General features: G+C 39.3%; 18 protein-coding genes. 11 read left to right on the plus strand and 7 right to left on the minus strand.

Annotated features, from left to right (window positions below; all coding sequences use genetic code 11):
- Window positions 1-147: 147 nt before the first annotated feature.
- Entirely contained in the window at window positions 148-471 is a 324-nt protein-coding gene (locus tag M3600_RS27170; RefSeq protein ID WP_233315965.1) for a YflT domain-containing protein, read from the minus strand.
- Between the two features lie 197 nt (window positions 472-668).
- Between M3600_RS27170 and M3600_RS27175 the strand changes: the two genes are divergently transcribed.
- From M3600_RS27175 to M3600_RS27190, 4 genes are all read left to right on the plus strand, one after another.
- Window positions 669-1,385 carry a DUF4230 domain-containing protein gene (locus tag M3600_RS27175; RefSeq protein ID WP_251648308.1) on the plus strand — a complete coding sequence of 239 codons (717 nt, stop codon included), beginning with the start codon at window positions 669-671 and terminating at the stop codon, window positions 1,383-1,385.
- 12 nt (window positions 1,386-1,397) lie between these two features.
- A complete protein-coding gene (locus M3600_RS27180; protein WP_251648312.1) occupies window positions 1,398-2,087 on the plus strand; it encodes a uracil-DNA glycosylase in 690 nt (229 codons plus the stop codon).
- Window positions 2,088-2,347: 260 nt separating this feature from the next.
- Window positions 2,348-2,647, plus strand: coding sequence for a YwdI family protein (locus M3600_RS27185; RefSeq protein ID WP_233315963.1), 300 nt, complete (start codon window positions 2,348-2,350; stop codon window positions 2,645-2,647).
- Window positions 2,648-2,665: 18 nt separating this feature from the next.
- Window positions 2,666-3,037, plus strand: coding sequence for a DUF423 domain-containing protein (locus tag M3600_RS27190; protein ID WP_233315962.1), 372 nt, complete (start codon window positions 2,666-2,668; stop codon window positions 3,035-3,037).
- Between the two features lie 43 nt (window positions 3,038-3,080).
- Here M3600_RS27190 and gerQ read toward each other — a convergent pair whose 3' ends face one another.
- Together gerQ and hemQ are read right to left on the minus strand one after the other, a co-directional pair.
- A complete protein-coding gene (gene gerQ / locus M3600_RS27195) occupies window positions 3,081-3,593 on the minus strand; it encodes a spore coat protein GerQ (RefSeq protein WP_233315961.1) in 513 nt (170 codons plus the stop codon).
- Between the two features lie 190 nt (window positions 3,594-3,783).
- Window positions 3,784-4,527 (minus strand): hydrogen peroxide-dependent heme synthase, encoded by a 744-nt coding sequence (gene hemQ, locus M3600_RS27200; RefSeq protein WP_233315960.1) that lies wholly within the window; start codon window positions 4,525-4,527, stop codon window positions 3,784-3,786.
- Window positions 4,528-4,846: 319 nt separating this feature from the next.
- On the opposite strand from hemQ, the gene pta reads away from it, so the two are divergent.
- Both pta and lipL read left to right on the plus strand, forming a co-directional pair.
- Window positions 4,847-5,824: a phosphate acetyltransferase gene (gene pta, locus M3600_RS27205; RefSeq protein ID WP_233315959.1), complete on the plus strand. Its 978-nt coding sequence runs from the start codon at window positions 4,847-4,849 to the stop codon at window positions 5,822-5,824.
- A gap of 149 nt (window positions 5,825-5,973) precedes the next feature.
- Window positions 5,974-6,819, plus strand: a complete 846-nt coding sequence (lipL, locus tag M3600_RS27210) for an octanoyl-[GcvH]:protein N-octanoyltransferase (RefSeq protein ID WP_233316153.1) — start codon at window positions 5,974-5,976, stop codon at window positions 6,817-6,819.
- Window positions 6,820-6,952: 133 nt separating this feature from the next.
- Here lipL and M3600_RS27215 read toward each other — a convergent pair whose 3' ends face one another.
- Window positions 6,953-7,732, minus strand: coding sequence for an RsfA family transcriptional regulator (locus tag M3600_RS27215; protein ID WP_251648310.1), 780 nt, complete (start codon window positions 7,730-7,732; stop codon window positions 6,953-6,955).
- Between the two features lie 125 nt (window positions 7,733-7,857).
- Window positions 7,858-9,198, minus strand: a complete 1,341-nt coding sequence (locus M3600_RS27220; RefSeq protein ID WP_237942070.1) for an MFS transporter — start codon at window positions 9,196-9,198, stop codon at window positions 7,858-7,860.
- 276 nt (window positions 9,199-9,474) lie between these two features.
- Here M3600_RS27220 and M3600_RS27225 point away from each other — a divergent pair, with 276 nt between their 5' ends.
- The 3 genes from M3600_RS27225 (at window position 9,475) to M3600_RS27235 (ending at window position 11,709) form a co-directional block, all read left to right on the plus strand.
- Complete coding sequence (locus tag M3600_RS27225) at window positions 9,475-9,699, plus strand: YuzB family protein (protein ID WP_233316152.1); 225 nt, start codon at window positions 9,475-9,477, stop codon at window positions 9,697-9,699.
- A gap of 160 nt (window positions 9,700-9,859) precedes the next feature.
- Window positions 9,860-11,158: an HD domain-containing protein gene (locus M3600_RS27230; RefSeq protein ID WP_237942355.1), complete on the plus strand. Its 1,299-nt coding sequence runs from the start codon at window positions 9,860-9,862 to the stop codon at window positions 11,156-11,158.
- A gap of 44 nt (window positions 11,159-11,202) precedes the next feature.
- Window positions 11,203-11,709 carry a YwgA family protein gene (locus tag M3600_RS27235; RefSeq protein ID WP_233315955.1) on the plus strand — a complete coding sequence of 169 codons (507 nt, stop codon included), beginning with the start codon at window positions 11,203-11,205 and terminating at the stop codon, window positions 11,707-11,709.
- Between the two features lie 55 nt (window positions 11,710-11,764).
- Here the strand turns inward: M3600_RS27235 and M3600_RS27240 are convergent, their stop codons facing one another.
- Window positions 11,765-11,950: a 2-hydroxymuconate tautomerase gene (locus tag M3600_RS27240; protein ID WP_233315954.1), complete on the minus strand. Its 186-nt coding sequence runs from the start codon at window positions 11,948-11,950 to the stop codon at window positions 11,765-11,767.
- 202 nt (window positions 11,951-12,152) lie between these two features.
- On the opposite strand from M3600_RS27240, the gene M3600_RS27245 reads away from it, so the two are divergent.
- Both M3600_RS27245 and M3600_RS27250 read left to right on the plus strand, forming a co-directional pair.
- Complete coding sequence (locus tag M3600_RS27245; protein WP_233315953.1) at window positions 12,153-12,791, plus strand: site-2 protease family protein; 639 nt, start codon at window positions 12,153-12,155, stop codon at window positions 12,789-12,791.
- A gap of 27 nt (window positions 12,792-12,818) precedes the next feature.
- Window positions 12,819-13,328 carry a YwhD family protein gene (locus tag M3600_RS27250; protein WP_233315952.1) on the plus strand — a complete coding sequence of 170 codons (510 nt, stop codon included), beginning with the start codon at window positions 12,819-12,821 and terminating at the stop codon, window positions 13,326-13,328.
- 56 nt (window positions 13,329-13,384) lie between these two features.
- Here M3600_RS27250 and M3600_RS27255 read toward each other — a convergent pair.
- The coding region (locus tag M3600_RS27255) for an IS3 family transposase (protein WP_251647637.1) at window positions 13,385-13,475 on the minus strand (91 nt) is incomplete at its 5' end.

Here is a 13,475-nt window from a genome sequence, read left to right on the forward strand (position 1 = left end):
GTGAAAATCTTTTTACTCATTATTTTCTCCGTCTCCATGTTTCTCTAGTTGTGTTACATAATTATACAAAAAAATACCCTATAGGTAGACTTTTTTTAAGTGTCTACTCTATAGGGTACATTTTAAACATGGGGCTGACTTTATTAATTATTGCTGGTGTCCGACGATTACTAATTTTCCTGTGTCCAGCACTTCTTCGTATTTCTCCGCTTCCATTTCTGTTAATCCTACGGATTGCATTTTAGAACGAAGCTCGTCTCCTCTTTTTCTGAAGACATTTCCAATTGTGTCCATTAAGCCTTGTTCCTTCATGCTGACATCACCAGTTTCAGTGGCCGCAGTCAAATCTTCTGAGCGATCTTTGTCGTGGGCGAAAATATAGATATTTTCCTTTGTATACCCTTGATTTTCTAATTGTGTAATCACATTAGTTGCTTGTACACCATTTTCCACTACTTCTACTTTATACATATCTAATTCCTCCTTAGAATTTGTATAGAGCTTCTGTCGCTCTCTCTATCTACTATTTATCCGATTTTACTAATAGTGAAACATAAAATTTTGTTTCTACTAAACTGGAAAAATGATACAAACGTGAAATGCACCACTTTCGACAAATTTCCCTATATAATAAAAAGTACATAAGCTATTAATAAAGGGGAGAAGGAATGAAGAGAAAAGACTGGAAGCAGAGCCGAAGAGAGCAAGCGGCAGCAGTAATGGAAGCAGAGCAGCGTTCTTACCTGCCAAAACTAGGGATTTTCAATCGAACAAAACGGGGAATAAAAAGAGCTTTTTTTATGGTTGTCCTCTTACTTGTTTTGGTAGCAATTATTATAGCATGTTGGAAAATGGCAATGGCAGATGAACCTGCCATAAAGGAAGGCAGTTTTGTTGAGCAGATGAAGGATTTATCCTCATTAGCTACCTCGCAAGCATTTGTGAAGGTTATTCTGGAAAAAGAGGATAATGAAATCTTTGGAAAAGAAATCAGTACAGATATTCCTGGAACAAAACGGAAAATTCTTCTTGTTGTCCCTGGGTCTGTTACTGCTGGTGTAAATCTGGAGGAAATAGAATCGGACCGGATAGCAGTTGACGAAGAGAAAAAAGAGATTAGCCTCAAGCTTCCTCATGCAGAAATTTTGCAAGAGCCGTCGATAGACTTTGATCAAGTAGAGACATATTCTATTTCTGGTTTATTTAGAGGAGATGTAGATTGGGAAGAAGGTTATCAGCTTGCCAATGAGGCTAAAGAGGAAATCAAGAAGGAAGCAGATTCACAAGGTTTATTGGAAAAGGCAGAAGCAAATGCCGAAAAGACTATAAAAGAGTTTTATTCACAGCTTGGATACAGTGTAAAGATAGAATATACAGAAGGTTAAAGGATGATTATTATGTTGGATATAATTAATAATGACTGGCAGCAGCTCTTAGAGCGTGAACGGCAGAAAGAGTATTTTACTAGCTTGGAAGAATTCCTGAAAGGGGAATACAGTCAGTATACGGTTTATCCTGCAAAGGAAGATATATTCAATAGTTTAAAATACACACCACTAAAGGAAGTGAAGGTAGTCTTCTTAGGGCAGGACCCTTATCACGGACCGGGGCAGGCGCATGGGTTAAGCTTTTCTGTTAAGCCTGGTGTAAAGCTTCCGCCTTCCTTAAAGAATATTTTTAAAGAGCTGAAAGAGGATGTCGGCTGTGAAATTCCTGATAATGGTTATTTAAAAGGCTGGGCAACACAAGGTGTGCTTATGTTGAATACAGTTTTGACAGTCAGACAAGGTCAGGCTAATTCCCATAAAGGAAAAGGATGGGAATTGTTTACGAATGAAGTAATTTTAGAGCTGAACAGAAGGCAGGAGCCAGTTATTTTTGTGTTGTGGGGTAAGCCTGCACAGGAAAAGATGAAGCTCATTGATACAGACAAGCACCGAATTATTACATCAAGTCATCCTAGCCCTTTATCAGCATATAGAGGTTTTTTCGGAAGCAAACCTTTTTCCAAAATAAATGCCATTTTAGAAGAGTTAGGCACAAATCCAATAAATTGGTGTGCAGATGATTGTTTTGGCAAGGAGTAATATAATAAAATAAGAAGTGGACTATTGCTAGTCCGCTTTTTTGACGAGGAGAAAAAGATGACAGAGCAAAAAAGGATAGATTGTTTTAAGTGCAAGCATTTTTATATTACTTGGGACTCTAGATTCCCAAAGGGGTGTAAAGCCTTTGAATTTAAAGGCAGAGCACTTCCGTCTATTGAAGTGAAGAGGGCATCCGGACAAGATTGTCTCCGCTTCACTCACAAATAAACGCGGCAGCAAAAGAAGGAAGGATTAAAACTATGAACATTTCTGTCCAAAAATTATTGGCAAAGATAGAAGATCAGCTGAAGGAAGCAAAAGCAAGCGGCAGCGAGGCGACTATTCGCGAAAGGGTTTATGCGATAAAATCATTATGTGAGCTGTGTTTGGAACAAGAAAGCACGTATCGTTCAAGTGAAACATACAGCCAGCCTGTATACCAGCCAAGCATTGCTCAGCCTGCCCCTGTTCCGGTTCAGCAGCTGCAGCCAGTGCAGCCAGTGCAAACACCTAAATTGGATACTGATGAAGGAAATGGCGACTCTTTATTTGATTTCTAAGGAAACGAGGAGAATAATATGAAAATGTTTATTATCATTGGAGCAATCAGCGCCATGCTATCTGTGGCTATTGGTGCTTTCGGATCACATGGTCTTGAAGGGAGGATCCCTGAAAAATACTTGGAAATTTGGAAAACAGGTGTGCAATATCAAATGTTCCATAGTACAGGCCTTCTTATTATTGGTATTCTTATGAGTAAATTTCCAGAAAACACTCTTTTGACTTGGGCTGGATGGCTGATGGTTGCAGGAATTATTTTCTTTGCAGGCAGCCTTTACGTATTAGCACTTACTCAAGTAGGAATATTGGGAGCTATTACTCCAATTGGTGGAGTGGCGTTTATTGCTGCTTGGCTACTCATTGTAATTGCAGCAGTTAAACATCTGTAAAGCTCTAAAAGCCGCCCACTGGGCGGCTTTTCGTTTTGATTATTTATCTTGGTGGGTACGAAGTTAAGTTTGGAGCACCTGTGACATACGGATATTCATACTCAATTTCTTCGTCAAATGTTACATAATCAAGGTAAATCATTGGAATCAGATAGCGCTGTCCTGTTTGTGGATCACTCAAAATAAGGTGATCACGTCCAGCTGCTTCAATAAGACCTTTAAAAATCTTTGCATTCCATTCACGGTTATTTTCAAATGTAGTGTAAACAGTGGCAAGCTTACCTTTGTTTAACCGTAAAATATTCTCTATATAAGAAGCTTCTAAAGGAAGCTGGCCTGGCAGGGAAGGTGCTGTCTGCTGAGCATTGCTTTGCGGCTGTATGTACGGCGCCTGTGTGCCATATCCAGGTTGTGGTGCTGTACCAAAAAGCTGTCCGGGTGCTGCTCCTTGACTGCCAGGCAATGCTTGACCTTGCTGCCCTGTTCCATAGCCTTGTGGGAAACCATAACCTTGGTTTCGCCCGTCTTGATAAGGGTAATAATTAGACTGACTCATTTTCATCCCTCCATCTTTTAAACAAAACATTTTTATTGCAAACATTCATTCATTGCATTTTTAAAAAGCTGGGCTGCTTGCTCACTATTCCATCCTATGAGGGGAAGAAAGAAGTTATTCCTAGGGGACTGAAAAATTAATAAGTGAAAAAACCCCACCATTAAAATAGTGGGGTTCTAAAAACGTATTATTAAACTTCCAGGAATGCAGGTATATCTGACAAGATATTGCCGACAAAGAAAGAACCGAATTCGCCGTAGCGGGCACTTACTTCATCAAAGCGCATTTCATATACTAATTTTTTGAATTGGAGAACATCATCTGAGAATAATGTAACGCCCCATTCATAGTCATCAAAGCCGACAGATCCTGTGATGATTTGTTTCACTTTGCCGGCATATTGACGCCCGATCATTCCGTGGCTTCTCATTAAGCTTTTGCGGTCGTCCATCGGCAGCATGTACCAGTTATCATTGCCTTGGCGGCGCTTGTCCATTGGATAGAAGCAGACATATTTTGATTCAGGTAGAATCGGATATAGTCTAGCTTTTACATGCGGGTTTTCATAAGGATCTTCATCAGAATTAGATGGAAGATAGTTGCTCAATTCTACTACAGAAACATAGGAATGAGCAGGTACAGTAAATTCTGCTAGCTTCGTTTTGTTGAATTCTGTTTCGATTTGCTGTAATTCTTCCATTGTTGGGCGCAAAATCATCATCATGAAATCTGCTTTTTGGCCTACAATATTATAAACAGCATGGCTACCTTGTTTATTTGTTTGAACAGCATTCCATTTTTCTAGCAATCCTAGGAATTCATTAATGGCTGCTTGTCTCTCTTCACTTGGAACCATCTTCCAAGTAGTCCAATCCATTGTCCGGAAATCATGAAGGCAATACCAGCCATCAAGTGTTTTTGCTGCTTCGCTCATTGCTACCACTCCTTGATAATAATTCTCATATAGGTTTACTATAACATAGTTTCTCCATAAAAGTTGTGAATAAAACTTGAACAAAATAAAGCATAAAACGAACCTAGTAAAAATCATGTGCATGTTAGAACATGATTAGGGAAAAATATAACGGGTAGTTATGCTATAACAGGATATAGCTTATCTGGCGCCGTTTAGAACAGATTTTAGGTGTTACAACAGGAATTGGCGCTTAATTTTAAAATATCGGTATAATTCCTTGAATTTTTAGCAAGGAAGAGTATCCTATAATATGTATACATAAAGGAGGAATTCGTTAATGAGTGACCTATTTACAGGCTTGAAAGAAAAAGTAAAAGGCCAAAACCTTAAAATTGTTTTTCCAGAAGGACTGGATGAAAGAATATTAAAAGCTGCTGGCCGTCTGGCAGAAGAGAATATATTAACACCAATCTTAATCGGAGATTTGGAAGAAGTTCAAACGAAAGCAGAGAACTTAGGTGTTTCTTTACAAAATGCTGAAATCTATGATCCGAAAAGCTATGCACAATTCGATGCATTAGTAGCTTCCTTTGTGGAAAGAAGAAAAGGGAAAGCAACAGAAGAGGATGCTCGCAAAGCGCTTCTTGATGAAAACTACTTCGGCACAATGCTTGTTTATGCTAACCAGGCAGATGGCTTAGTAAGCGGTGCGATTCACTCAACTGCTGATACTGTACGCCCTGCATTGCAAATCATTAAAACAAAAGAAGGCGTAAAGAAAACTTCTGGCGTTTTCATCATGGTTCGTGAAGATGAGAAATATGTATTTGCAGACTGTGCAATCAATATCAATCCAGATAGTTCTGACCTTGCTGAAATTGCAGTAGAAAGTGCAAAAACAGCAAGAATGTTCGATGTTGACCCACGTGTTGCTATGTTGAGCTTCTCTACTAAAGGTTCTGCAAAATCGCCAGAAACAGAAAAAGTGGAAGGTGCACTTGCTGAAGCGAAACTTAAGGATCCTCTATTAGTAATCGATGGGGAGTTCCAATTTGATGCTGCATTCGTTCCATCTGTTGCGAAGCAAAAAGCTCCTGATTCACCAATTCAAGGTGATGCAAATGTATTTGTATTCCCAAGCTTAGAAGCAGGAAATATCGGTTATAAAATTGCGCAAAGACTTGGTAATTTTGAGGCAGTAGGTCCAATCCTTCAAGGATTAAACCGTCCTGTTAATGACCTTTCTCGCGGATGTAATGAAGAAGATGTGTACAAGCTTGCATTAATTACTGCAGCTCAAAGCATCAGCCATTAATCCTCCTAAAAACTATTCATCTTTTAGTTAAGTTCTGCTGAAGATGAATAGTTTTTTCTTTTATTTATTTGCTATATAATAATATGGCGCTATTGATTCAGGAAAACCTGTAACACTAGCATGACTTTTCCTTATGAAGGAGCTTGGCAATAATGGAAAACAACAGTTTGTTAAAGCAAAAGAAATGGAGAATCATTGACCAGTCGAGCACCGGTTTACATGTTTCCCCATTGCATTCCTTTGGAATGGATGATACGCTATGCGCTTCTGTCGGCGGAGGTTTGGCGCCAGCAACAGCGCGCACTTGGGTGCATGGCAAGTCAGTCATATTAGGAATTCAAGATACGAAGCTGCCTTATTTAAAGGATGCGCTTGCCTATTTAGAAAAAGAGGGATTCCAATATATCGTCAGAAATTCAGGCGGATTGGCAGTTGTTCTGGATGAAGGGGTATTAAACATTTCCCTTATCTTGCCTGAGCAGGAAAAGGGGATAGATATTAACAGCGGCTATGATACGATGTGGGAGCTTATTAAATATATGTTTTCTGATTTTCATAAAAACATTGAAGCAAAGGAAATCGTAGGATCCTATTGCCCTGGCAGCTATGATTTAAGCATAGACGGTAAAAAATTCGCAGGAATTTCCCAAAGAAGAATGAGAAGCGGAGTTGCTGTTCAAATCTATCTTTGTGTTTCTGGAAGCGGTCAAAAACGAGCAGAAGCTATAGAAGAGTTTTATGCTATTGGAAAAAACGGCGAAGAAACAAAGTTTGCTTATCCAGACATAGTGCCTGAAGTGATGGCCTCATTATCCGAATTGCTCGGAGTCGAGCTCACAGTTGATCAAGTGCTGACAAAGCTGCTTTATTCCTTAAAGGATCATGCAGAGTTTTTGTTTGCTGACCAGCTGCAAGGAGAAGAGATACCTTTATTTGATTCTTACTATGAGCGTGTAATCGAGCGCAACGAAAAGTTCCTGAGTCCGTTCAGATAAGAAAAGAGGATTATAGATGGATAGTAGGCGCTATTTAACGCTTTTATCGATCTATAATCCTCTTTTATGGTTAACGAGAATGGTTGCCAAACCAGCACTTAAGTCCTGTGACTAGAAGGGTGTGCACGAATAGCTATTCAGCAAGCTTTTCTAAATTTCCGTTTCGATCCATCTTAAACTTTGTTGCCGGACGCTCATCTTCTTCTAAAACGACTAGCTTCCTAGCTCTGTTCATTATTTTAAGCAATGTTTCATAATCTTCCTGAATAGTTTCTGAGTTGCTTTCCAGCTTGTCCAATTTTCCTTCTAATTCTTGATTGCAGCTCTTCAGCATGGCCATTTCCCTTTTTAATCTTTCATTCTCACTTTTTAGCACTTCTACTTGAAGCTGAGAATTACGGAAATTTTGTAAATAGGCAATGACTGTGTCAAAATCCAAAGAATTAGTGTTGGCACTAGGGCTCTTATAGATGCTTGTTGTTTCCTGTGGAGCAGCAAGCAGCATTTGTTCTGGAACACTTTCCTGATAAACTGGAGCAGCCTCTTCTTCCTCTTCTATATTTTGAATCTCAAATGAGGAAAATTCCATGCTTGTGGAGACTGTTAAAGCTTCCAAATCGTCTGCAGAAGGCACTGGTGGAGAATACAAAAGCTTCTTTTTTCCACCTTGGTCTTTGCCGAGGATTCTTTGCCGCTGTTTACGCTGTTTTTTTGCTAATTGCAGTGCTTTCTCGTATTGGTGGCGAACAACTGCGTTCCAGCGGAAGCCGCATGCTGCTGATGTGCGATTGAGCTTATCCCCAACTTCTTCAAAAGCATTTAATTGTGTGCTTCCTTCTCTGACATGGCGCAAAACTGTTTCTGCCAGCAATAAATCATTTTCTTCTGACCAAGCATCTTGGCGTATCTTCATATCACTCAACTCCCGATTTGTTTCGATAAATAAGTATTTCTAGTTACATCATTGCCACCATGGCACTTATTTATACAAACGAAATACAAGGATAGTAGATTTTTTTATAGAGCGAAAGAATACCGTTATCTTGTGGAACCAGCTTTTTCTACTGAACTTTCATTCTGGATAAAAAATGCTGTTACCAGTGCTGCGATGCTTGTAATGAACCCATAAAGGAAAAGATGATGAATTCCTGTCATAAACACAGCCTGACTTGTAAGAAGTGCGCCCATGATAGTAACACCAATGGATGTACCCATATTTCGGCAGAACATAAAGAAAGAGGTGGAAATCCCTTTTTCATGCGGGCCTACTAATGCTTGAGAGCCGATTACCCCGACGGTTGAAAGCAAACCAAATGCTAAACCTTGTATGAGCATGATGATGAATGTATACACAAATCCATGGGTCTCATTGAGGAGCACAAGCATTATACCTGATAAAACGAGAAGTCCGTTGCCGATGATTAGTAGAATGCGATAGCCGTATTTTAGTATCCATTTACCGGCAGGCACTGATACAAGCATCCAGCCAACTGCTACACCTAATAACGCAATTCCGCTCAGAAAAGGAGAAAGTCCGGCGACATCCTGAAGAAAGAGGGGAATATAGCTTGACGTGCCGAACAATGCCAATGTCCCAATAAATCCATTAATATAAATCCAGAAAATTGTCTTTTTCTTAAAGATGGACAGCGGAACAATCGGAGATGTTTGTCTTTTTTCATATAGATAAAAACAAATCAACAGAATGATGCCGGCTAATCCATACAAAACTTGGCCTTTTTCCACTAATGTGATTAACAGCAGGAAAGTGATTGCTGCACCAAACAAAATGGCACCAATATAATCGACACTTGCCTTTTTCGGCTGATAGTCTTCCTTGTATGGCAATAAGGTTAAAAATGCAACGATACAAACAGGCAAGTTGATAAAGAATATCCATCTCCATGTTAAAAACTCTACAAATAATGAGCCGAGTAGGGGAGCAAGGATGGCAGATAAGCCCCACATTGCTGTGAACAACGCTTGGATTTTTCCTCTCTTTTCAATGGGAAACAAGTCACCAGCAATAATAGCGGGAAATGGCATCATAAAGCCAGCACCCATCCCTTGAAGAGCTCTGAAAAGGATAAGCTGGACCATATCGCCTGCAATGCCGCACAATAAAGAGCCAGCCAAAAATAACAGTATCCCGAAACCAAAGACCTTTTTTCTTCCAAATATATCTGAAAGTCTCCCTGCAATAGGAGAAAGGATAGTGCTTGTGATCATATAGGATGCAAAGGACCATGCATATAAATCAAATCGCCCTAGTTCTTTTGCAATGATAGGCATTGTCGTATTCATAATCGTTGTATCAATAGAAGCAACGAGCATGGCTAGGACGATACTTACCATGACTAATGTTCTGCTTTTTGTCATATTTACTCCTCCTTAAATTCAGATGAATTATACAATAATTTCCCTGGGAAACATAGATGTATGCTCAGAAGCTTTAAACTAGGAATAGAGCGGTTTCGAGACAAGCCTATTCTGTATTTTTGTTGCCTAAAAGGAGCCTTTTTTCGAGCTGTTTTGACAATAGTTTGCATCTTGCATTGATTTGGAAGAAGGGGTAAAATACCATATAGCAATATAACGAACTTATGAATATCTTTACTAGATTAAAGAATGTTTGAGATAGAAAGGGTTGTCATGATGGCAAACGAATTTAGAGTTTGCGACGATTGTCAGGCAGTTAACTTAAAAACACTGATACCGCGTCTGAAGCAAATAGATCCTGAGGCAAAGATAGAGATTGGCTGTCAATCCTATTGCGGACCAGGTCGCAAGAAAACATTTGCATTTGTTAATAATCGTCCGCTTGCAGCATTAACAGAAGAGGAATTAATGGATAAAGTAAATAATAAGCTAAAGAAATAATCTTATAACAGCTTAACTGAAAAGAGGAGTTTCTAAAAAGTGTAACATCAGCTTGAGAGGCAAAGCCTGCATGCAGATAACCTTTTTAAACAGAAATCCCTCTTTTTATATTCTTCTTGCAGAGAAACCGACAATAAAAGAAAAGAGGGAAGACGAAAGCATGGCATATTCTACAGAGAAGTTAAATGAAGAAAAGGTGTTTAAGGATCCTGTGCATCGATATATCCATGTCAGAGACCGGGCTATTTGGGATCTGATCGGAACGAAAGAATTCCAGCGCCTGCGGAGAATTAAACAGCTTGGAACCACTTATTTAACCTTCCATGGTGCAGAGCACAGCAGGTTTAACCATTCTCTTGGCGTGTACGAGATTGTCAGAAGAATTATCGATGACGTGTTTAAGGACAGGAAGGAATGGAATAACAGCCAAAGGCTTTTGTCATTATGTGCCGCGCTGCTCCATGATTTAGGGCACGGTCCTTTTTCTCACTCTTTTGAAAAGGTATTTGATCTTGATCATGAGCAATTCACACAGGACATCATTCTTGGTGATACAGAGGTCAATCAAGTGCTGTCAAGAGTAGCAGCCGACTTCCCGAAAAGAGTAGCAGAAGTCATTGGCAAGACATCAAAAGAAAAGCTAGTTGTAAGTCTTATTTCTAGTCAAATTGATGCTGATCGCATGGATTATCTGTTGCGAGATGCGTACTTTACCGGTGTAAGCTACGGGAACTTTGATATGGAAAGAATATTGCGTGTTATGCGCCCTCGTGAGGATCAGGCCGTTATTAAGCAGAGCGGAATGCATGCAGTAGAAGACTATATAATGAGCCGCTATCAGATGTATTGGCAAGTTTATTTTCACCCTGTGTCTAGAAGTGCGGAAGTCATCTTGACGAAAATTCTACATAGAGCGAAACACTTGCATGAGCAATTTTACTCCTTTATTCATCATCCAACCCATTTCTACTCTATCTTTGAAGAAGAAACATCGTTAGAAGACTACTTGAAGCTGGATGAGTCTATCATTCTTTATTATTTCCAAATGTGGCAAGAAGAAGAGGATGAGATTTTAAGGGATTTATGCCGACGCTTCATGAACCGGAACCTGTTCAAATATGTTGAGTTTGATCCGGCAAAAGAATACAAGAAGCTCGCTGAATTATCTAAGCTCTTTACAGAGATTGGTCTAGATCCGGAGTATTACCTGGTAGTAGATTCATCCTCCGATCTTCCGTATGACTTTTACCGTCCAGGTGAAGAGGAGGAGCGGCTTCCGATTCATCTTTTGATGAAGAACAATGAAATTAGAGAGCTATCAAGAGAATCCGAGATTGTGGACAGTATTTCGGGCAAAAGAAGGACAGATCATAAACTTTATTTCCCTAAAGACATCTTGAAAGACGATCGTGAACACGAAGAAACAAAGATGCAGATAAGGCAGTTATTAGATATTTAATAAGGTGTATTTACAGGATTATTCGGAGTAGGAGATGACCAATTTTGTTAAAAGATCATGCGAAAATTATGAACGCGATTGCTGCTTCAGGTGAGATTATCGGAAGAAAAAAATTGCAAAAGATGATTTACATCGCAAAGAAGCTGGATTTCCCTTTCCATGAAAAATATCAATTTCATTTTTTTGGACCGTATTCAGAAGAGCTGACATTGAGGATAGAAGAACTTTGCAATATGGGGTTTCTCAATGAAATAAAAGAAAAAAAGGGCGGCTATTATCAGTATCGGTATACGCTGACAGACAACGGCCAAGAATTTTTAGAACAGAATGATGTGGAAATGCCGGCATTGCCTGGCTGTCTGAATGATATGAACAGACAAAACTCCCGTTTCCTTGAACTTGTATCCACTGTCCTCTTTTTTGACAATTTGGAAAAGGAAGAAGTGCAAGAAAAGGTATTTACGTTAAAAAGCAAGCAGAAGTATACAGTGGAAGAAGTCGAAGCTGCTTACCAATATATTGATTCTTTAAAAGGGCTGGCAAAACAATAAGAAAAAAGGATAGTGTTCTTTTAAGGCAAAGCCAAAGGAACACTATCCTTTTTTTCTATTCGTCGCTTTTGCGCACCCCTGCAATTCCGTAATGGTTTGGGGACATTTCATCAATGAAAATAACAACTTTCTCCTTTGGTACGCCAGTCGTTTCAACAACGGCCTCTGTCACCTTCGCAACAAGATTCTTCTTTTGCTCCTCTGTTCGGCCTTCCAGCATTTTAACTGTAATATACGGCATATATATCCCTCCAAATGCATTTTTTTTAGTTTTTCATATTTTCAAAAAAATAGCAAGTAAGCTAAACAAAGCCAGTTGCTGTTTGAAAGATTTCTTTTCTAATTTATATCATGTATAATTTTATCAAGTACGTCTATCTAAATAGAGAAAATAGAAAGAAGATATAGAAAACAATACGTAATTTGAGGGGAGAAAAAGCATTTTGTTATTTTCACAATCTTTGGCGAGTTTGCCATACATTATCATCTCCATCATTATTGCTTTTACGGTCCATGAATTTGCCCATGCATATGTGGCATATAAGTTTGGGGATCCGACCGCACAAAAACAGGGGAGGCTCACATTTAATCCGATTGCCCATATTGATCCAATCGGGGCCATCTTCATTTTGATTGCCGGCTTTGGCTGGGCGCGGCCAGTTCCGGTCAACCGTCATTATTTTAAGCGGCCAAAACTTGCTGGTGTTTTAGTTTCATTTGCAGGACCTTTTAGTAATCTGATCTTAGCGTTTATTGGCTATGCAGGTGTGTCTATTTTGTACCGATTAGGGGTTCCTGCTGGGACTGCCTTTGATCTCTATCCGTTCCTGTCCATTTTTGTGTCTATAAACTTAATGCTTTTTGCATTTAACCTGCTGCCGCTGCCTCCATTGGACGGCTATCGTATTATTGAAGACTTAGTTAATTCAAGAGTTAGATCTATCTTGTCCAAGTATGAAGTGTATGGCTCGATTCTTTTTATTGTGCTGCTTGTAACTGGATTGTCTGATCAAACAATTTCACCATGGATAAATAGTATCTCTGGATTTTTTGCCAGTCTATTTACTTCCATCTTGTTTTAACAAAATACTATTAAAGGAGTGTACACATTGGAAGAGAAAAAGAAAAAGCCAGTCGGCTTCAATATTATTAAAAACGATCCGACAGACGGTCATAAAGGCTTCGGCATCGGCTCTTTGAGCTTGGAGAATGTCTCTCCAGTAATTATAGATGTAGAAGCTGGTGAGGCAGTTGTCGATGTCGGCGCCATGCATGCTAGAAGTGCTGTTGAAAAAGGAATAAAGTTTTTGAAAGAAAAAGAAGAAGTCCCGAACGGTAAGCCATACTGGCTTGTGTGGGTAACAATCGACCGTAAGCTTGAAGGTCCATACTATGCTGGTGTGACAGCTTGTGAAATGACAGTTGACCGCTCTATTCGCAGAGGATATAAATCCCTTCCAGAACATGTCAATAAAATGGATAAATCAATGAAACGCCATATTATGGTAGATCATATGGATGATAAATCAAAAAAAGTGCTTGCTGATTTTCTTATTAATCATGACGAGTCACTTTGGAATAATTCAACAGATCAGCTGAAAAAGGATTTGCTTGGATAAATAAAAAACAGCCTTCTCTATGAAGTGACCCCATAAAGTTAGACATGGTTATCTCGTTAGGCAGCTTCTGGGGCATGAGTTCGGTATTGAACCGGACTCATGCCTTTTAATTTTGCCTTAATTCGTATGTGATTATAGTAATAAATG

The sequence above is a fragment of the Niallia sp. MER 6 genome, from assembly GCF_023714395.1.
Lineage (GTDB): Bacteria > Bacillota > Bacilli > Bacillales > Cytobacillaceae > Niallia.